The following is an 18,743-nucleotide window of genomic DNA, read 5'->3' as shown; positions in this document are numbered from 1 at the left end:
CCATCATGCCGCGGTAATGTCGCGGCAGCTGCGGCTCGCGGTCGAAGTACAGCAGCAGCACGCTGGCGCTGTTCGCCGCGTCCGCCCCGATGATTGGAATGGACCAGCGCACGAGCCCCGGCAATTCCAGCTCCGGAAAGGGCAGGTTCACCTCGGCGGGCCCTTGCTTCCCCTCGGGCTCGGAGCGGGCGGGAATCGGAAGCTGGCGGGACGCAGCGGAGAGTCCACTCGCGCCCTGAAGGATGACCTGCCCCCGCGCGTTCACCTGGACCCAGAGCGCGACCATGCACCCCAGCCGCTCCGCGACACGGTCCATGAAGGCGTCCGCGGGCTTGCTCGGGTCGAAGAGGTCGAGCGCCGCGACGGTGAGCTCCTGGAGCACGCTCAGCAGCGCGAGTCGCTCCTCGGTGAGCTTCCGGTCCTCGTCCTCGCGGGGGTCCGCCATGTCCGACCTCGTCCCATCACCCTGGAAGGGCGAGCACCACCACCGTCTTGTTGTGGAACTGCGGAACGCCACCTCCCATGGCCCCCACCTCGCCAAGGGTCAGACAGCCCACGAGCGGCGTGGCCTCCCCGAGCGCTCCCTGGACGCGTGAGAGCTCGTCCTGGATTTCCTCGCCCAGGATGGGGTAGCGAGAGAAACAATCGAACACGACCGCGCCGCCCAGCGCGCCAGGGGTTCCTTTCCGAGCCAGGGTGGCCGCACCCTCGGCCGCGTCCATCAGGTCCGCGCGCGCTCCCTCCATCACCCGGACCAACGAGCCATCAGGTATCTCGGCGACGCAGCGGACCGAGCCGTCGGGTCCGATGGAGATTAGCTCGCGAATCACGAACTCGCCATTGGCCTGGGGAATCCCCAGCGGGTGGGTCATCGCGAAGCGGGCGAAGCCCTGCACGTCCAGCGCGTCTCCGCGGCTCGCGGCCGTGCGCCGGTAGACCTCGAACGCGCTCTCGTAATCGAGCTCGATGGCGGTCGCGCCGTGGGCCTTCGTGACCTGGGTCGGTGGGCCGTATGGATACCAGCCGTGCTGAATCCCGACGCCTATCGGCGCCTGGGCATCAAAGGCAATCACCACCGCCCGGTCCCGGTATGCGTGCCCACCCATGAACTGGGGCGTCGAGGCGCTCCGGAGGTTGCCTCCCGCTCCGCCCCCCGCCCAGACGACACCCGCCCCCGCCTCCTGCTGCGCCCCGCGCACGACTTCCGTTGGATTCCCGCTCAGCGCGTCCGGGAAGACGAGCAGCGCACGGCGGCGCCCCGGCCGCATGGGAGGCAGCTTCTCGATGGCACGCGCCACCGCGTCACGTCCGGCCGCTCGGGGGTCCTTGCTCACGGGGCCACCCATCCCCGTCCCGACCTGCAAGTCCATCCCGCGAAACAGCGCGACCACCAGTCCCTGGTGCAGCAGCTCGGTTCCCGCGAAGACACCCGCCGCGCAGCATCCGGCCCAGGGAAGGTCCCCGAGTTCCCGCCGGAGCGCCGACGCCAGGTCATCCGCGTCATATTGGTCCGTGCAGAGGACCAAGGCGAAGGTGGGCGCGTCCGCGCCTCGCAGCGCCTCCGCGCCCGCCTCCCGGGCAGCGACTTCGCAATCGGGCGAGCAGCTCTTTCCAATCTGCATCCGCATCCCACTGGAATCGATATTCACGCGCGGACTGGCGTGCAGGTGGAGCTGGCGTCGTTTGGCCGAAGCAGGCGCCTTTCGGGCCTGCCTCGGTTGACACCTCCCTCATGCGCTCGGTTGTATCTCCGTGCTCATCGAGTGAGCGCAGCGTGCGCTCGAAAGGGGGACCTTGTGAGACGCGGAACCATTCTCTTCGTCCTGGCCGTCGTGACTTCCGTGGGGTGTGGCGATGCCTCGGACCCGGACCCGGGCGGGTGTCCCGAGACAGGCACGGGGACGTTGGAGTTGGCCATCGAGGGACTGCCTGCCTCCGCCAACCCTCACGTCATCATCCGCCGGGGCAGTGAGTCCCGGGAGGTGCGCGCGGGCGGCCGGCTGGCGGGGCTCGCGGCGGGCATGTGGACGCTCTCCCCGAGCCGGTGGCGGGGAGCGGCGGCCGGGTTCGCGCCGCCTATGAAGCGCCGGCCCGTCAGGTATGCGTCCTGGATGGCGAAGCAGCAGCGGCGGCCATCCAATACGCGCTCATCCCCAGCAGCCAGCGGCTGTGGCTGTCCACCAGCAACGGGGCGGCCGAGGTGGAGGCCTTCGCCGCCGAGGAACTGGAGGTCACGGGCGCGCCGCCGGCCACCGTCCGGCTCGGTTCGAGCCCGGGCATTCCCCGGGCTTCAGGGCTCGCGTTCGACAGGCGTGGCAACCTCTGGGTGGCGCTGGGGTCGGGGAGCTGCGGCGCTACCCCGCCGGCGACCTGGGCGCCTCTGGCGTCAAGAGCCCCGACGTCATCATGAGCGGCGGCGTGTTGAGCGCCGGGAGCCCGGGCCCCATTGCCATCGCATTCGATGCCGCCGGCGACCTGTGGACCTCCATCGGGTTCAGCAACACCGTCATCCGGTTTGGCGCGGCCCAGCTTGTCTCCGGCACCGCCCCGGCGCCGCAGGTCGTGCTGAGCGGGCTGGGAGACCCCTCCACGCTCGCGTTCGACGCCATGGGCAACCTCTGGGTGGGAGACGTGACGGCCGGGGCCTCCCGCGTCCACAAAGTGGCCGCATCGAGCCTCCAGGCGTCCGGCGCGGTGACGCCCGTCACGAGGATCGAGGTACTGGAAGCCGCTCCGGGCAGGAGCTTCGCGGGCCCCGCGGGGCTCGCCTTCGATGGGGAGCGAAACCTGTGGGTTTCGTATGGCGCGAGCGGCGTCATCGTGCGGCTCACGCCCGAAGACCAGGGCGGCTCCGGCGCGGTGAGCGTCGTCCCGGGTATCCAGATTGACGCGGGCGGTCCCAAGGAACTCGCCTTCGACGAAGGAGGAGGGCTCTGGATGGCCTACAACTCCGGGAGCATTTCCCGGCTGAGCCCGAGCCAGCTCAGCGTCTCTGGCGCGCCCACGCCCGACGTCGTCATCTCCAGTCCCGACCTGGGGGCCACGCATGGCGTCGCGGTGTATCCCGCCCCCGCGAACCTGCCGCTGTTCCACCGGCTGCCGTGACACGGGCGGTTTGGCCGCTCCGCGTTGGGGCCGAGCGGCTCAATCGCCCGTTCCATGCTCGGACCACAATGCGCCACCCACTTTCGACTTGCCGATTCGCAAGCTCATGACCGCTAGAGACTCGCCCCACGCGAAGTCAAGGTTGCTTGAAGCGCGCACCGGAGGCGGCCAACGCAGTGATACACCTGACGACTCAGGAGGGCACCAGCGCGCTCTTGAGGTCTTGGGTCAATATCCAATACCCCTGCGTGCTGAGTCTCAGAGTGAAGGTGCGCTCATACTTCTGTCGTGCCTGCGCCTCCACGAGGTCGTCTGCGGGTAATAGACCGAGCATCGCTGACTCCCCAGGGAACTCAGGCATGTCAGTGAGAGCCGTCCGGGCTCGCTCGGGTGCGAGAGGATGAAACCCAAGCTCTGGGTGTCCATACCCCCCGTAAGCATCGACCGCTGCGCAGATTGTCGCAAGCGCACCGTAGAAAGCGCCCTCCTCATGATTGGCCAAGAGCTCTGTCAGAGGGCGCAAGGAAATATCGACCCAGACGTTGACATATGCGCCGTGCCCCAGCCTGCCGACAAGCAGGTAAAGTGTGAATGATTCATTCCAGAACTCGCAGGAAAGTCCCTCCCATCCTGAAACCTCGCTAGGCAGTTCATCGAATCCGGAGCGGACTCGGACCTCCTCATCCGGGGAGACTTCGTCGAAGGTCCCACGCCTGGCATCGTAAGCCGCGCGCAGGATGGTGTGGTCGTGCCTGAGCCCTGCCTTGAGGAGTTCTCCTTCAATGCGAACGAGAAGCTCTCGAAGAGGCGCCTCCGGGGCTGAGATGACAGTGGTGAAGTCCATGAGGTTCACCTATGGGACAATTTCCACGTCGAAGCCACGTTCTAGATACTTGCCGGCCGACTTCTCGTGATCTTCCAGTCCGCCGTCGAGCTTCGCCAGCGGGTTTTGGTTCTTGTCGAAGAGTTTCTGCTGGATGTCCCGAATTCGGCGCGCCTGTCTCGACTTCTTCTTGACGCCCTCGAAGTTACGGCTCTTGGCTTCGGCGATCCGTTTGTCTCCGACGATGTCCACGTCCTGTTTTTGTTTGCAGAGTTCGCATATGTACTCCCGGCCAACTGTTTGGATGCTCATGAACGTCATGTTGGCCTCCACTGCCTTGTTTTCAAATGAATAGCCGCGCATCGTGTTCGCCATGGATGGCTTTCCTTGGTTTCGCTGCACAAGGGCGTCGTTGTCGGAAGCCGCTTCCGAAGGGGTTTTCCCAGGCTTGCTTTCGAGTACCTTCCAGACGTGATTGCATGGGTCCATTTCGCCGGAGGCAGGAGCCTCGGGAAGCAGTGGGGACTGGAGCAATCCCATCAAGGTGGCGGCGTTGGCTGGGCCCCCATGGTTATTGCTCATCGCGTCGCCGAGAAGTTGGACGTTTTTTCCTTCGAACTTCACATCCATGGAGCCCGGGGCGATGAACTTTGTCTCGCCATGGGTGTTTCCTGAAACAACCCCGCCGCCGGTTCCCTTGCTGGCCATGTCTCCCTGGCTTCCGAAGCTCGCCCCTCGAATGGCGACCTTCTGGCCCTCAATGGTGACACTCTGGCTGTATCCGCTTGGGCTTAGGTTCGACCGGCCGATGTTTGGCAGAGGAGTTGGTACGAACGGTGCGGGTGGCCCAGGCATTTTACAGACATTGGGGACCGTGGCGGCAGCTACACCTTGACTGCCTGTCGTCACAGGGGTCCGTGGTGGATTGACGGCGACCTTCATGGGAGGACCTCCGCATTTTTGTTCTTTGGCACGAGGCTTTCTAGGACGAATGCTGTCCGATGGCCCCCTTCCGCGCTGGTCCACCCCAGGAATCGTCTGGCGTGCGCATACCTTCGGCGGATGGACTCCTGGACGAGAGCCACGAAGAGGGGGCCGGAGGCAGCGCCAACATCTCCCAGGATCGAGGCTGGTGCCTCGTAGCGGCTCGCATCGGAAATGACATCTGACAGACGTAAGCTCGCCATCCCCCATTCCTCATTGCGATAGCGTTGCCCGTTGATGTCACAGAACACTGCGTCGACGGGCGCTCCAGCGGTGGCTGCCCGGATGGCTACCGCCAGTCCTTCTCCAACGCACACTCCCTTCCGCTTGATTGCATGGGGTTCAATCGCCGTGCTGGCGCTGCTGACGGCCAGCAACGGGGGCAGCGCGAGGGCGCGGGCAACGGATGGACGGCACAGCAGGCAGAACGCGGCGGCCTCTCCGGGCACCATGCCCGAGCGCCGGCTTGAGGACTGGAGTTGGCCGCTTCGGTCTAGCCAGGTCAACGTCTTGTCGTGCATATGCGAATCGACGCCGCCAGCAATGCAGAACTCGAAACGCCCTGTCGTGATGTCCTCGTGCGCTCGCTGTATGGCCATGGCTCCCCCGCAGTGCCCATGGCGGATGGACTGGAATTCCGCATCCACGATATCTCCGAGTGCCTCCTCAATGATGCGAACATCGGCTTCATCGAAGCCAGGGCGTGGCTCTGGGAGGCCCAAGTACAGGCCAATTTGGCCTCTACGCAAAGGTCGTGAGGCCAACGGCTTGAGAACCTCATGAAGCGCAGGACCGGCGAGTGCGGCGAACCTCTCGATTCCCGATAATGGTGACTGGATGTGCTGGGCCGACGCGATTCTGAGGGGTTCACCCATCCTGTCGATGATGTAGGGGTGCATAGACATGCGTGTGATGCCCGCACGGATTGAGGCTGCCGTCATTGCCGCGTGGACACCGACGGAAGTGTGCGCCCCGATTGCCGCTACCACCACCTGAGCCCCTATTTCAGTCATGTGCGATGCCGTCCCCTGGTTTCGGTGATCGTGGTTTCATCCAACGCCTCTGCGTCGTGGTGGCATGGTAGTGCGGTATGCCAAGTCATCAGTAGGCGTGCGGCATCCGGTTCAATAACCACCATGCTGAGCTGGGATGCGTGCTCGACGCGCCGGTGGCCAAACCGAGTTTGGAAGCGCAGTTCAACCTTCGGTAAGTCGAATTCGAGTTGACCTGCAGGGGTCAGATGCAAGAGCCGGACTCGCTCGCCTCCACGAAGATATCCGGTTGGGCGCTGATCGATAGGTGAACACATCAGGGCTTGGGAATTATAGTCAACGGGCAGGAGCGGTCGCCGCTTCTTCATCCACGCTTCGTCGAACGTGCCCCATAACTCACGCCGTGGTGACCAGTAACTGGCGAGGGCTCCGAACCCTGCAGGCCGAGATATCGCATCGTCATCGGGATAGGTTACATTGGGGACAGGCTTTCCGACCAAGTGCTCCTTGGTGATGGCAAACCCGCGCCCCACCGGGTTCTGATTCTCCATCCGATGCTTTAGAGGTGCCGGGTTTGATGAATCCATGCCGCCAAATGCTTGCTCGTATGTTATTTTTATGCAGGAGAATGGTCTTGGTTCGGACGGGTGGATGCCTCGCAGCAGTCCAGATTCCCAGATGCGTTCTCCGCGGACGTTGAGCAGTTTTTTCACAGGTCCAAGCCGGAAGCCTGCCAGGAGCTCTCGTGTGGGTTTGCCGCCCCGTGCGTATGCGGAGGCATTCAGGATGATGTCTGTGCCAGGTTTCGTGTCTGTAAGGTCCACGTCATACAAGAGGCTTGAGGACCCTGGGTCTCCTCGATACTCTGGTGCAAGAAGGGGAGGTAGTTGCTTGTCCGCGATCTTGAGCTTTCCGGATTCCCCAAGTTCGTAGGTTGCCTTGACCGCTACGATCCACAGATGCTGGCCATCGTGAGAGCGCATCCATGTTCGTTCGGCGGCGTATGGGGTACGGTTGAGCAATCTCCACATGAGCTACTCCCCAAGCAACTGGAAGAAGTTCGATGCTGGTAGTCGCGTTTGCGCTATGTGAGCCTGCGCGAGTGCTTTACGTTGATGCCAGGAGAAGCCTCTCGTCTGAATCATGCAAGCTCCCTGGCTCCGAATCGCGAGTTCCAGGGCGTACACATGGCGGCGCCTCATGGGGCCCTGGTCAAGTTCTTCCAGTAAACCCTTGATGGTAAACGCCCGCCCTCTCAGATAGCGGACTCCTGGTGCGAACTCCTTGCGCGCCTCCTTCCACCAGTTGGATACCGCGGTACGATCTGGGATTGGCAGGTCGTCCTCGGGTCTGTATTCCAGCGGGTGCTCCAGTTCCTCTTCCAACGGGGGCAGCGATTCCCAATCCTCCTGGGCGGAAATCGTGTATGGCTCCTCCAATTTTAATCCAGTGATGGCGCTGAAGGCTTCGCCCGCCAATGCCGCCAAGGGTTTTTGGTTCATCAGGTCCAAACACACATCCGCAGCTTGTCGTTGGCCACTGAAGCCCAGTGCCCAGAGTGCATTCGCTTGAGTGTCAACCTTTCCAGCACTCTCCAGGAGTCGCTGGACAGTCCGCTCGTTCCCTCCGAGCGCTTGGAGTACCAGCAGTTTCCGGCCCGCAGCGGTTGGCACTCCCACTTCCTTGCTGCATACCGCCCATGCCTCGCGCGAACCGGACACCAGCCCTGCCTCGATGGCGGCTGTCCTGACATCAGTGCGTACATCTGCTAGGAGCCGGTGCAGTTCTCCCTGTAAGAACGCTCGGGGTAGGGGCTGCAGGCCGCGAAGTGCCGCCGTTATTACTGGAGGCGCTGGGTGATGGAGAAGTTCGACGGCAGAGGCTTGCGGCGTTTCTCTGCGGAACGCAAGTATCTCAAGCACCATCGCTTGGCGGGAGGCTTCCTGGGTCTTCAGCAGCGGAAGAACAGCTTCTCCCACTCGCGCACTCCAGCTCAGTTGAATCGCCCGCTGGAGGGGGGCGAGCATTTCGAGGGGAGTTGACTCCCATAATTGCGTAGCCTCCGAAGGTTCCATGCTCCCCGGGTCAGCTAGCATTGTCCACAGTGCGGCGGAGACACGTAGGGGCTCTGCGGATGCAAGCGCAGGTCGGAGCAGTTCATGCGCCACAGGAGTTCCTCCCACTGTCAGCCCGTCTAGATGTGACAGCAGGCGTTGTTCCAGGATGGCTGTCTGTGAAAAGTTGTAGCCTGGAGAAACAAGCGCCCGCTCCCACTGCCCCCAAAGAAAGGTGGCTTCGTCCAGGTGCTCTTCGTAGATGTCCATCAATGGGAGTGTCATTCTTGGTGTCCCATTCGAGCTCATGGGTTTGGATAGCGCAGGTCGAGGCGGGAGAGGTTACTGGGGGTGGTGTGGGCTGTCTAGATTGTCTTGTGATTGGGGTTGTTGTTTGTCTGTGGTTTTGTGTGGTGTGGTGTGTTTGGTTGCTGATGCTCCTTGTTTGAGGGGGCCACTTGGTATGGACGCCATGGGGAAACAGCATCGGTAGGGGCACTGCTCCATGTATGGCCTGAGCATGCAGGCGCCAGGCTGTGCAGCAGGTTCGGGTGGGCATCGTTTCGTGCCGAGGTTCGCTGGTGTGATGGTTGCGCAACGTCCTCTGGGCTCACGACCTGCCGCGCACTGTGGCCTGGGCAGTACATGGCTGCCCCAGAGTGATTGTTCAGATTTCGCGGAGGCAGCCTGCTGAGGTCTCTGTAGGACGGCAATTGTCCCTCGCAACGACCTGCCGAATCGCCGGGCGGGGGGGCTTCCTTCGCCCGTAACCAGGACGGTAGCGTTGCTCGCATGGCATCGGGCACCGTCTTGCTGCGACTCGGCGTGTTGGGAGGGCTGCTCGCGGGTTCCGCCTCGCTGGCGGCGGACACGGCGGATGTGCCCCGGGCGGAAGCCGCTCCGGTGGTCCCGGAGTCCTCGTCCGTGCAGTGGCAGCTCCTGGCGGGCGGCCTCGCCTCGCTCGACGGCTACGCCTCAACGGGTTACCAGGGATGGTTGCTCGGGGCCGGCTGGGAGTTCCCCCGGCTGCGCTTCCGCTTCCAGTTCCTGGCGGGCCTCCCGTCGAGCATGGTGGAGACCCGCACCGAGGTGAAGCTGGAGCAGTACGTCTTCGGCTTCTGGCTGGACACGCCCATGCTCCGCTCGGGTGCGTGGCGTTGGAGCGTGGGCGCGGGGGCGGGCTTCCTCCTCTTCGGCCGGACCGCTTTTGCCCGCGTGGGCGGACTGGACACCGCGGGCCCCCGCTTCGTCCCCGCGCTCCTCACGGGGCCGGATACCTCCCTGCGCTGGCGTTTCTCGAAGTACTTCGCCGTGGAGGGCTCGCTGGCGATGGACGTCGTCTTCGGCCGCCCCCTCATCGGCTTCCAGAGCGCGCAGGGGTTCGAACCGCTCCATGAGGGCTGGGCCGTCCGGCCGCGCCTGAGCGTCGCGATGATGGTCTTCCCGTGAAAGGTGGCCGCCCGATGAACCGCACTGACTTCACATCGCACGCGCCTCGCGGGACGTTCCGGCACCTGCTCGTCCTGGCACTGCTGGCCTGGAGCGGAGGCTGCGCCGTGGAGGACCCCATCGCGCGGCTGCGTGTCGCGGACGGTGGGACGGGCACCTTCTCCACCGATGACGACGAGGCCCTGCTCCTCGGTGAGGAGGACCTGGAGCTGGCGCTTCCGGATTGCGCGGAGGTCGAGCCGGATGCCGGCTCGGGCGCGGCTTGCGAGGACGCGGGGACGCCGGACGTTCCGTAGTCACCTGGTGGCAGGCGTGGGTGGACATCCCACGCGGTGGGACCCGGCGGTGAATCGCACGCCCCGAGGCTCCAGGAACTGGCGCCGCCGGCGTCTCGTGTCCATGTTGCGTGCGTCCATCCGGTGAACAGGAAGGTGCGCGTGTTCCAGCCAGCTCCTCGCGATGCGCGAGCCCATGATGGGAGCTGGCCCGTGTTGCTGTGGGAGCCTGCTGCCACGCGGCCACGCGGTGGAGCGTCCCGGTCATCGGAGAGGGTATCGACGCCCTGCGCCATGGCGCCCGTGGTGCTGGAGGTGCGCCCGCGGTTCCGCACGGCGGACGCCGAGGTGACGGTGGGCAGCGGCGCCGAGTGCGACATCGTCCTCGCCGAGCCCACGGTGTCCCGCCTGCATGCGCGCCTTCGTCGTGAGCCGCACACCGGGCTGTGGTGCGTGACGGACCTGGAGAGCGAGCGGGGGACGTACCAGGATGGGGTGCTCATCCTGCCGGGCCGGCCCGCGCCGCTGCTGTGCCGCTCCCGGCTCACGCTGGGGAACGTGGAGCTCCTGTTCCTCCAGACGTATGCCTTCGAGCAGTCCGTGCGCGTGTCCTCGCTGACGCCCCCGGTGAGCTTGACCCGCCGGAGGTGACCTCCTACAAAGGGCGCGCCCTTGGGTGCCCATGTCGGGCTTTCAAGAGGGAAGCCGGTGAGAGTCCGGCGCGGTCCCGCCACTGTGAACGGGCAGCCCTGAGGTCAGGGCCGGGGGCTTCGGTTTGTCGCCACTCCATCCGCGGCCGAGCGCCGCTCAGGGGGAAGGCGGAAGTCCTCTTCTGGCATGACGCAGCGTGCGCCAGTCGCCAGAGCCCGTCAGCCAGGAGACCTGCCCAGGGGTTCGGCCGAGCCTTTCGCGGGCCCGGGCGGTTGGCCTTCTCTCTTCGTCGGAGGGAGCGGAAGGCGGAGCATGCGGTGGACCTTCCTCGCTGGGCCTGTCGTGTGCCTGGTGCTCAGCCTTCCATGTCCCGTCACGGCGCAGCCTTCCGAGGCCGAGCCCGCCCCCGCGCGCACCACGGTGGTTCGCGGCAGGACACCCCCTCCGTCTGAGTCTCCGGAGCGGAGGGACCCGACGGGCGCCATCACCGTCATTGATGCGCGAGAGCGAGCGGGCGAGGCGCGCGACACGGCGGAGCTGCTCGTGGGCTCGGTGGGGCTCGCGGTGCAGGACTCCGGCGGCTACGGACAGAGCAAGAGCCTGGTGGTGCGGGGCGCGTCGTCCAACGGCGTGCTCGTGTTCCTGGATGGCATTCCGCTCAACGGCGCGGGCGGCCTGTCGGACCTGTCGCTCATTCCCGCCGCGCTGGTCGAGCGCTTCGAGGTGCTGCGAGGTGGCGCGGGCGCGCGCTATGGCTCCGGCGGCCTGGGCGGCGCCATCAACATCATCACCCGCGCGCCGGGGCCGAACCTGCGCACGAGTGGTGAGGTGACCTACGGGAGCTGGAACACGGCGCTGGGCCACGTCGCCGCCACGGGGCCGATGCTGGGCGGGCAGGCGCTGCTGCTGGTGCATGCGGGCCGCTCGGATGGTGACTTCGCCTACGACGTGGACGAACTGCCCGCCGTGGACGGCAATCCCCAGGTCTCCGAGCGGCGTGCCCGCAACAACGCGCAGGGTGGTGGCGCGCTCCTGCGCTACCGGCGCCGGCTCGCGGGAGGCTCGCGGCTGGATGCGCTCGCGGAGCTGTCCCTGGAGGACCGCGCCATTCCGGGCACCGTGCAGAATCCCCAGTCCACCGGAGACCAGGAGCTGGGGCGGCTGGCGCTGGGCCTTCGCTGGTCGGGCGTGCTCAGCGGGCTGGGGCAGGGGAGCGCGCGAGGCTTCTTCCGGCGTGATGGCCTGGAGGTGACGGGGCACATTCCCGGCGCGGGCGGCGCGCAGCGGCACTCGGTGGGCGGCGTGGAGCTGGAGGGCCGCAGGCCGCTGGGAGAGCGCCAGTCGCTGACGGTCACGGTGGCGACCTCGGGTGAGACGGTGACGCAGGAGGAGGGCGCACAGGCCTCCTCGTGGTGGCGCGCCAGCGTCATGGCCATGGATGAGGTGCGGCTCTTCGGAGGCACGCTGGACGTGGTGCCTTCGATGCGGCTGGAGCGGGTGGGGCCGTACTGGTTGCTGTCGCCGAAGCTGGGCGCATCCGTCGAACTGGGAAGCGGCTTCGGGCTGCGCGCCAACGCCGGGCAGTCCCACCGCGCGCCGTCCTTTCTGGAGCTGTACATCCGGCAGGGGACGCTGCTGCCCAACCCCGGGCTCAAGCCCGAGCGCGCCTTGTACGCGGACGCGGCGGTGATGTGGCGCTCCGGTCCGGAAGACTCCGAGGACGCGGCGCCGCGCTGGGGCCTCACGTTGGGCGGCTTCGCGGCGCTGTACGAGAACCTCATCGCCTATGAGCTGTATCCGCCGCTGATGGCGCGCCCGTACAACTTCGACACCGCGCGCGTGTGGGGCCTGGAGCTGGAGGGCGAGGCGCGGCCCTTCTCCTGGCTCCTGGCCAGCACGGGCTACACGTACCTGCGCACGGAGAACCGCTATGGGGACCCGCGCTTCTTCGGCAAGGACCTGCCGTACCGTCCCAGGCACAAGTGGGTGGGGCGGGTGCGCGCGGGGCCGGACTGGCTCAACGCCCGCGCGGAAGTGCTCTACCAGTCCGCGCAGCTCATCAACCGCACCGGCTCGCTCGATTTGCCATCACGCACGTTGGTGAGCGCGGGCGCGTCCAGCACCTTCCTTCAGGGGCCGGACCTCACCCTGTCCGTCGAGCTGAAGAACCTCCTCGACGTCCGGACCTTCGACTTCACGGGCTTCCCGCTGCCGGGACGCGCCGTCTACGTGACGCTCGCGGTGGCGCTCGAGCCCGGCGCGTCACCGTCATCCTCATCCACTCGGGAGCCCCATGACTCGCCCGCGTCCCCTGTCCCCTGAGCCGTTCCTTCCGACCTTGCTGCTGACGGCCGTGGCGGCGCTGCTGCTCACCGGGTGCCCCGAAGAGGGTGCGGTGTGCACCTCCGGCCTGTCCGTCTGCGGTGACGCCTGCGTGGACCTGAGCGGTGACGTCGCGAACTGCGGCGCCTGTGGCAACACGTGCGGCGATGGGCAGACGTGTCAGGCCGGCGTCTGTGACTGTCGCCCGGGGACGGAGGCCTGCGGTGGCGCGTGCGTGGCCACGGCGAGCGATGTCGCGAACTGCGGCGCCTGTGGCAACGCGTGCGCCGCGGGGCTCGTGTGTGAATCCGGCGTGTGCCGCGAAGGCTGCTCCGAAGGCAGCTTGCGGTGCGGGGACTCGTGCGTGGACGTTCGCGCGGACGTGCTCAACTGCGGCGCCTGCGGCAACGTGTGTCCGGACGTGCAGACGTGCCACGAGGGACGCTGCGGCTACGACGTGGTGGCGGCCTGCTACACCCACGGGCAGCTCGTGGGCATCCAGGCGGGGACGGACCAGCTCGGGCCGCGGCGTCAGTTCGGCTCGGGCGTGCAGACGCTCGCGTCCTGGGACGGCCATGTGCTGGCCGCGGACGCCACGGCCTCGAAGCTGCTCCAGGCGGCGGGCGGCGCGCTGGGGACGGTGGTGGAGGAGGACTCGCTGGGCGGGGTGGCGGGCTCGCCCAACGACATCCTGGTGGACCCGCCTTATGTCTACGTCGTGGACTCGGTGAACAACACCTTGCAGGTGCTCAAGCGAGAGGGCCCTTCCCAGGGCGCGGGGCTGGGCCTGCGCACCGTGACACAGGTGAACCTGGGGGCCAACACCAGCCCGCAGGCGCTGGCGAAGTGGGGCACCACGCTGTACGTCCCCTTGTTCGGCACGGGCGGCTCCATGTTCCAGTTCGGCAATGCCGTCGCGCGCGTGGACATCTCCAACCCCGAGCAGCCGCGCAAGGTGGACACGATTTCGCTCACCGGGCTGGACCTGAAGCCCTTCGACGGTGGCACGGTGTTGCCGCTGCCCTACTCCGTCGCGGCGACGGAGGCGGGGGTGTACGTGAGCCTCACCAACCTGAATCCCTACAACGGCTACAAGCCCAATGGCCCGGGCATGCTCGCGAAAATCGACCCCGCGAGCGGCAGCGTGAGCGCCATCGACCTGGGCGCGGCGGATTGCCTCAACGCGGGCTACGTGGAGGCCGTGGGTGACCAGCTCGTGGTGGCCTGCCTGGGCGAGGCCGAGTACGACGAGGCCAACGGGCACAGCGCCAGCGCCGTGCGCGCCTCCGGGCTGGTGCTGGTGAAGAACGACGCGCCCGTGGCGGCGTACGCGCTCAAGGCGGGGTGTGAGCCCGGAACGCCGGGCTGCAACCTCTCCGTGGCCAGCCGCTTCGCGGTGGCGGAGGGCGCGGTGTACCTGGCGGACACGAACGCGGGCCGCGTCTTCGTGGTGGCGGTGGAGGACGGGCGGTTGGTGGAGCGCCGCGGCTTCTCTTCGCCCCAGGCGCTGGGGCCCGCCCTGGAGGCGTGTCCCACGGACCCGCGCCGGCCCGTGTCCAATGCCATTGACGTCACCGCCCTGCACTGAGGAAGCGCACGCCATGCCGATGAACACGACTTCCACTTCGCCTCTCTGCTCGGGCATGTCCGTCCTGCTCGCCACGGTGCTGTGCCTGCTCACCGGGACGGTGCGCGCGGCGGAGACGTCGAGCCTGAGGACGCTGGGACCGCCAGCGCCTTCCAAGGTGCGGCGGGTGGTGACGCTGGCGCCCTCGCTGTCGGAGATGGTGCTGTCCCTGGGTGCGGGGAGCACGCTGGTGGGGGTGTCCCGCTTCGACGAGGCGAAGGAGGTGGCGAAGTTGCCGCGCGTGGGCGGCTTCACGGACCCTTCCGTGGAGGCGGTGATTGCGCTCAAGCCAGACCTGCTCCTGGTGCAGCCCGGACCGGGCAACCAGCGTCCGGTGGAGAAGATGGCGGAGCTGGGCGTGCCCGTGCTGCTGCTGCCGCTGCACTCCGTGGCGGACGTGCTCGCGGCCATGCGCGCGGTGGGGAAGGCGCTCGGACGGGAGAAGGAGGCGGAGGCGGTGGTGGTGGGCATCGAGGCCACGCGCACGCGCATCCGGGAGGCGGCGAAGAAGCTGCCCGCGCCGCGGGTGCTGTTCGTCTATGGCTTCGAGCCGCTCGTGGTGGCGGGGCCGGGCTCCTTCGCGGACGAGCTGCTCCGGGACGCGGGCGGCATCAACGTGGCGGCGGACGCGAGCTCCGCGTACCCGGTGTACTCGGTGGAGCGCGTGGTGCGTGCCCGGGCCACCGTGGTGGTGGATGCCGCGGACGTGGACGTGGGCAAGGACAAGTTGCGGGCACTGCCCGGTCTGTCCAGCGCGCGCTGGGTGGACCTGCCCTCCATGTCGCTGTTGCAGCCAGGACCTTCGCTGGGGCGGGGACTGGAGGAACTCTTCCGTTTGCTGCATCCGAAGGGAACAGGTAAGGCCGCGCCGTGAGCGAGCCGGCGACATCCCAGCGTGCACATGGCGGAGCGGGAGGCTTTCGCGCCTCGCGCGCGGTGATGTTGTTCGGGGGCTTTCTCGTGTTGGCGGTGGGCTGCCTGGCCGTGGCGGTGCGCTTCGGTGAGCAGTCCATCTCCCTCACCGCCGCGCTGACGGAGCCCACGTCCACGGACGCCGTCATCTTCTGGTCGCTGCGGCTGCCGCGCGCGCTGCTGGGGGCCATCGTGGGCGCGGGGCTGGCGGCCTCGGGCGCAACGCTCCAGGGGCTCTTGCGCAATCCGCTGGCGGACCCGTTCGTGCTCGGCGTGTCCGGCGGGGCGGCGATGGGGGCGACGCTGGCGCTCGCGGTGGGGCTCGCCAGCGTGGGGGACGTGGCACCGGGCCTGGGCGGCGCCATGGCGCGTCTGTCCGCGCCCGCGCTCTTCTCCTTCCTGGGCGCGGGGGCCGCCATCCTCTTCGTCCTCTCCGCCAGCCGGGGCTCCGCGTCGCGCGCGCCCTACGCCGCGTTGCTCACCGGCGTGGTGTTCAACGCGTTCGCCTCCGCGGCCATCACCCTGGTGAAGACGCTGTCCGCCCCCGACCGGCTGGGGGAAATCCTCTACTGGCTCGCCGGAGCGCTGGGGTACGAGCGCGGCGGCACGCTGCTGCTCTCCGCGCTGCTTCAGGCCGGCGCGATTGGCGTCATGTGGGTGTTCTCCGCACGGTTGAACCTGTTGTCGCTGGGTGACGATGACGCGGCGTCCCTGGGGGTTCCGGTGGCGGCGACGCGCCGCTGGTTGCTGCTGGCCGCCAGCGCGAGCGTCGCGGGCGCGGTGGCGCTCACGGGGTTGATTGGCTTCGTGGGCCTCATCGTCCCGCACCTGCTGCGGCTGGCCTTCGGGCCGGACCAGCGGCTGCTGGTGCCACTGTCGGCGCTGGGCGGCGCTGCCTTCCTGGTCCTGTCGGATTTGCTGGCGCGGCTGGCCTTCCCCTTGTTCGGGGCCGAGCCTCCCGTGGGCGTCGTCACCGCGCTGCTGGGCGGCCCGCTGTTCCTCGCGCTGCTGCGGCGGCGGGTGCGTCTGGGGACCAGTCATTGACAATGGCTTGCACCCGCCATATCCCCGCTCGCGTCCTCGGTGTCGCCGTGGAGCCACGGTGACTCAAGGGAACCCGGTGTGAATCCGGGACTGCCCCGCAGCGGTGAGCAGGAACGAACGCCGTCACGTGAAGCACTGGCCCGAAGCGGGCTGGGAAGCGACGGCAAGTAGATGGGTGCTCCGTGCACCCGCGCCTGCGAGTCCGAAAACCTGCCGAAGACCCGTGCCCCTGGCACGGACATCACCGAGGCCTCCGAGGGGAGGCGGCGGGGGCGGTGCTGTCCGGCGCGAAAGGTCCGCCGGGGCTTTGCCTTCGGCCGTGTCCTCCTGGAAGCCCATTCGCCCGTGGGGGCGGAAGAGGGAGCGAGGACACCGATGAAGTACGCCGATGTGAAACGCGCAGGAGCCCGCACGAAGTCCCTGATGTTCGCCACGGCCAGTCTGGTGCTGGCGGTTGCCACCACGGGCTGTGGCTCCGAATGCGTGGATGTCTACGACTGCCGCAACGAGAACGGCCCCGCTCCCGCGGGCCAGGAGTGGACGTGCGCGTCGGAGAAGTGTGAGACGCGGCCCATTCAGCAGCTCCCCGGGGAAGACGCGGGCACGGAGCCGGACGCGGGCACGCAGCCCGACGCGGGCACGGAGCCGGACGCGGGCACGGAGCCCGACGCGGGTACGGAGCCGGACGCGGGCACGGAGACGGACGCGGGCACGGAGTACACGTGTGAGACGGCGCCGTATGACCCGGTGCTCGGCACGCTTCAGCTCCAGGCGGGCTTCGAGACCGCGGGCTCCGCGCCCATGCCGGACGACGTGCTGGCGGTGGCCGTCACGCCGGGCCCCACGTACGCGGTCTATGCCGTGCAAGGGGATACGAGCGCGGACGTCTATTCGCTGGGAATCTGGCCGGACCTGACGCCTTCCGCGTCGCCGCTGTTCAACGTCCTGGCGCCCGAGGACCGTGGGGCCACGTCGGGTATCTACCCCAACCGCTTCCTCGTGCATGGCGCCGAGCGGCTGCTGGCCGGCTACACGAAGTCGGGTGGCGCGGGCACGGTCTCGCTCTATGACATCGCCACCCCTGACAACTCGAGCTACGTCAACTCGCCGGGCAACATGAGCGCCGCCGCGTTCACGTCCGGCACGACGTCCGCCTTCCTCATCAACAGCATGGGGCTGTCCGCCATCAACGGCTTCGGAATCTATGCGCTGGTGACCTCCGCGGAGCCCATGGCCTCCGTGAAGGTGGCTGACTTCCCGGAGACCGCCGGCGGAAATGGCTTCAGTGCCGTGGCGAACAACGGCGTCGCCGTGCTCGGTTTCGTCGTTCCGCCGGACTACTCCAACGTGGTCTACGCGGTGGCGCCCTCCGTCGTGAGCGCGGCGCTCTCCTCCAACACGCCGTTCGCATTGGACGCGCAGCCCCAGATTGACGTGGGCAGCGACTTCAACGCGGCCTCCGCCTTCGGTGACGGCGTCGCCGTCAAGCGGGGCGCCTACGATGACACCTGGCAGTTCATCACCACCGACGTGTCCCGCTACGCCCTCTCCGCGGACGCGACCCCGGGTGAGGTCGTCATTGGTGAGCGCACGCCGGTGCTGACGCTCGTGGACCAGTGCACCTCCGTGACGCAGCTGACCCACCTGGGCTCGGACCTGCTGGTGGGTGTCGAGGACGTGAACGGCGAGCGGCTGGTCCGCATCCGGGCCGTGCCATGAGCCATCACCGCCTCCATCACTTCGTCTGGGGCACGGCGCTCGCCGTGCTCCTGGGCACCTCCGCATGTGGTGACGATTCCTCCGGCGTCAGCGAGGACGCGGGAACGGACCCGGTGCGGGATGACGCGGGACAGCCGGATGGCTCCACACCGCTGGAGCCCGATGCCGGACTTCCGCCCGAGAATCCATACGCGGACGAAGTCGTTCTCTTCGAGCCCGGCGACTTCGCGGGCTTCGGGCAGGACCGCTTCCCGGACGTCGTGCTCGGGCCCCCGTCGGGGCTGGGGCCGGACAACGGCTCGCTGGATGTGCTCTCGCTGGGCCGGGGCGGCAGAATCGAGCTGCGTTTCACCGACATCGCCGTGGTGGATGGGCCGGGCGTGGACCTGCTCGTGTTCGAGAACGCCTTCCTCGTCGCGGGCGGAGCGGCCACGCACTCCGAGCGGGGCATCGTCTCCGTCAGCGACGACGGCGTCACCTGGTACGAATTCCCCTGTGCCACCACGGACGCCGCGGGCGGCTACCCGGGATGCGCGGGCGTCGCCACCGTCCAGGCCAATCCGGCCAACGGCGTCAGCGCCACGGACCCCGCGGTTGCGGGTGGAGACGGGTTCGACCTGGCGACCTTGGGCCTCAAGCGAGCGCAGTACGTGCGCATCGTCGACGCAGGCAACAACCGCTACGGCGGCACCTCCGGGGGCTTCGACCTGGACGCCGTCGCGGTGGTGAACGGTGTGTCGCTTCGGAGCGGCACCCCGTGAAGCGGCTCCCGCCACGGCCATGTCC

General features: G+C 67.6%; 17 protein-coding genes and 2 riboswitches. Of the genes, 11 read left to right on the top strand and 6 right to left on the bottom strand.

Features of this window, described 5'->3' with window-relative positions; all coding sequences use genetic code 11:
* Positions 1 to 461 precede the first annotated feature (461 nt).
* Positions 462 to 1,649 (bottom strand): FIST signal transduction protein, encoded by a 1,188-nt coding sequence (locus QEG98_RS36215; protein ID WP_316564561.1) that lies wholly within the window; start codon positions 1,647 to 1,649, stop codon positions 462 to 464.
* 374 nt (positions 1,650 to 2,023) lie between these two features.
* Here QEG98_RS36215 and QEG98_RS36210 point away from each other — a divergent pair, with 374 nt between their 5' ends.
* Together QEG98_RS36210 and QEG98_RS36205 are read left to right on the top strand one after the other, a co-directional pair.
* A complete protein-coding gene (locus QEG98_RS36210; RefSeq protein WP_316564560.1) occupies positions 2,024 to 2,410 on the top strand; it encodes a hypothetical protein in 387 nt (128 codons plus the stop codon).
* Positions 2,407 to 3,105: a hypothetical protein gene (locus QEG98_RS36205; RefSeq protein ID WP_316564559.1), complete on the top strand. Its 699-nt coding sequence runs from the start codon at positions 2,407 to 2,409 to the stop codon at positions 3,103 to 3,105. Before QEG98_RS36210 ends, QEG98_RS36205 begins: the two co-directional genes overlap by 4 nt.
* 193 nt (positions 3,106 to 3,298) lie before the next feature.
* Here the strand turns inward: QEG98_RS36205 and QEG98_RS36200 are convergent, their stop codons facing one another.
* The 5 genes from QEG98_RS36200 to QEG98_RS36180 form a co-directional block, all read right to left on the bottom strand.
* Complete coding sequence (locus QEG98_RS36200; RefSeq protein WP_316564558.1) at positions 3,299 to 3,949, bottom strand: hypothetical protein; 651 nt, start codon at positions 3,947 to 3,949, stop codon at positions 3,299 to 3,301.
* A gap of 9 nt (positions 3,950 to 3,958) precedes the next feature.
* Positions 3,959 to 4,870, bottom strand: coding sequence for a PAAR-like domain-containing protein (locus QEG98_RS36195; RefSeq protein ID WP_316564557.1), 912 nt, complete (start codon positions 4,868 to 4,870; stop codon positions 3,959 to 3,961).
* Positions 4,867 to 5,559 (bottom strand): beta-ketoacyl synthase N-terminal-like domain-containing protein, encoded by a 693-nt coding sequence (locus QEG98_RS36190; protein WP_316564556.1) that lies wholly within the window; start codon positions 5,557 to 5,559, stop codon positions 4,867 to 4,869. Before QEG98_RS36190 ends, QEG98_RS36195 begins: the two co-directional genes overlap by 4 nt.
* A 362-nt stretch (positions 5,560 to 5,921) precedes the next feature.
* Complete coding sequence (locus QEG98_RS36185; RefSeq protein WP_316564555.1) at positions 5,922 to 6,935, bottom strand: DUF2169 domain-containing protein; 1,014 nt, start codon at positions 6,933 to 6,935, stop codon at positions 5,922 to 5,924.
* Positions 6,936 to 6,938: 3 nt separating this feature from the next.
* Positions 6,939 to 8,228, bottom strand: a complete 1,290-nt coding sequence (locus QEG98_RS36180; protein WP_316568023.1) for a TIGR02270 family protein — start codon at positions 8,226 to 8,228, stop codon at positions 6,939 to 6,941.
* A gap of 522 nt (positions 8,229 to 8,750) precedes the next feature.
* Between QEG98_RS36180 and QEG98_RS36175 the strand changes: the two genes are divergently transcribed.
* From QEG98_RS36175 to QEG98_RS36135, 9 genes are all read left to right on the top strand, one after another.
* Complete coding sequence (locus QEG98_RS36175) at positions 8,751 to 9,407, top strand: hypothetical protein (RefSeq protein ID WP_316564554.1); 657 nt, start codon at positions 8,751 to 8,753, stop codon at positions 9,405 to 9,407.
* Positions 9,408 to 9,421: 14 nt separating this feature from the next.
* Positions 9,422 to 9,703, top strand: coding sequence for a hypothetical protein (locus QEG98_RS36170; protein ID WP_316564553.1), 282 nt, complete (start codon positions 9,422 to 9,424; stop codon positions 9,701 to 9,703).
* A gap of 273 nt (positions 9,704 to 9,976) precedes the next feature.
* Positions 9,977 to 10,333 (top strand): FHA domain-containing protein, encoded by a 357-nt coding sequence (locus QEG98_RS36165; RefSeq protein ID WP_228565316.1) that lies wholly within the window; start codon positions 9,977 to 9,979, stop codon positions 10,331 to 10,333.
* Positions 10,334 to 10,339: 6 nt separating this feature from the next.
* Positions 10,340 to 10,587, top strand: a riboswitch (cobalamin riboswitch).
* A gap of 58 nt (positions 10,588 to 10,645) precedes the next feature.
* Positions 10,646 to 12,655, top strand: coding sequence for a TonB-dependent receptor (locus QEG98_RS36160; RefSeq protein WP_316564552.1), 2,010 nt, complete (start codon positions 10,646 to 10,648; stop codon positions 12,653 to 12,655).
* Positions 12,627 to 14,243 (top strand): MXAN_6577-like cysteine-rich protein, encoded by a 1,617-nt coding sequence (locus tag QEG98_RS36155; RefSeq protein ID WP_316564551.1) that lies wholly within the window; start codon positions 12,627 to 12,629, stop codon positions 14,241 to 14,243. Before QEG98_RS36160 ends, QEG98_RS36155 begins: the two co-directional genes overlap by 29 nt.
* Positions 14,244 to 14,298: 55 nt before the next feature.
* Positions 14,299 to 15,156 (top strand): helical backbone metal receptor, encoded by an 858-nt coding sequence (locus QEG98_RS36150; RefSeq protein ID WP_316564550.1) that lies wholly within the window; start codon positions 14,299 to 14,301, stop codon positions 15,154 to 15,156.
* The gene (locus tag QEG98_RS36145) at positions 15,153 to 16,238 is read left to right on the top strand and encodes an iron ABC transporter permease (protein ID WP_316564549.1); all 1,086 of its coding nucleotides are present in this window, start codon (positions 15,153 to 15,155) and stop codon (positions 16,236 to 16,238) included. Before QEG98_RS36150 ends, QEG98_RS36145 begins: the two co-directional genes overlap by 4 nt.
* Before the next feature lie 20 nt (positions 16,239 to 16,258).
* Positions 16,259 to 16,471: riboswitch (cobalamin riboswitch) on the top strand.
* A 157-nt stretch (positions 16,472 to 16,628) separates the two neighbouring features.
* Positions 16,629 to 17,957: a hypothetical protein gene (locus QEG98_RS36140; protein WP_316564548.1), complete on the top strand. Its 1,329-nt coding sequence runs from the start codon at positions 16,629 to 16,631 to the stop codon at positions 17,955 to 17,957.
* Entirely contained in the window at positions 17,954 to 18,718 is a 765-nt protein-coding gene (locus tag QEG98_RS36135) for a cell surface protein (RefSeq protein ID WP_316564547.1), read from the top strand. The genes QEG98_RS36140 and QEG98_RS36135 overlap by 4 nt, the downstream gene beginning before the upstream one ends.
* Positions 18,719 to 18,743: the final 25 nt, after the last annotated feature.

This window comes from Myxococcus sp. MxC21-1 (genome assembly GCF_032612255.1).
Classification (GTDB): Bacteria; Myxococcota; Myxococcia; order Myxococcales; family Myxococcaceae; genus Myxococcus; species Myxococcus virescens.
Note: the sequence above shows the minus strand (reverse complement) of the source record. Positions and strands in the feature narration are given on the sequence as shown.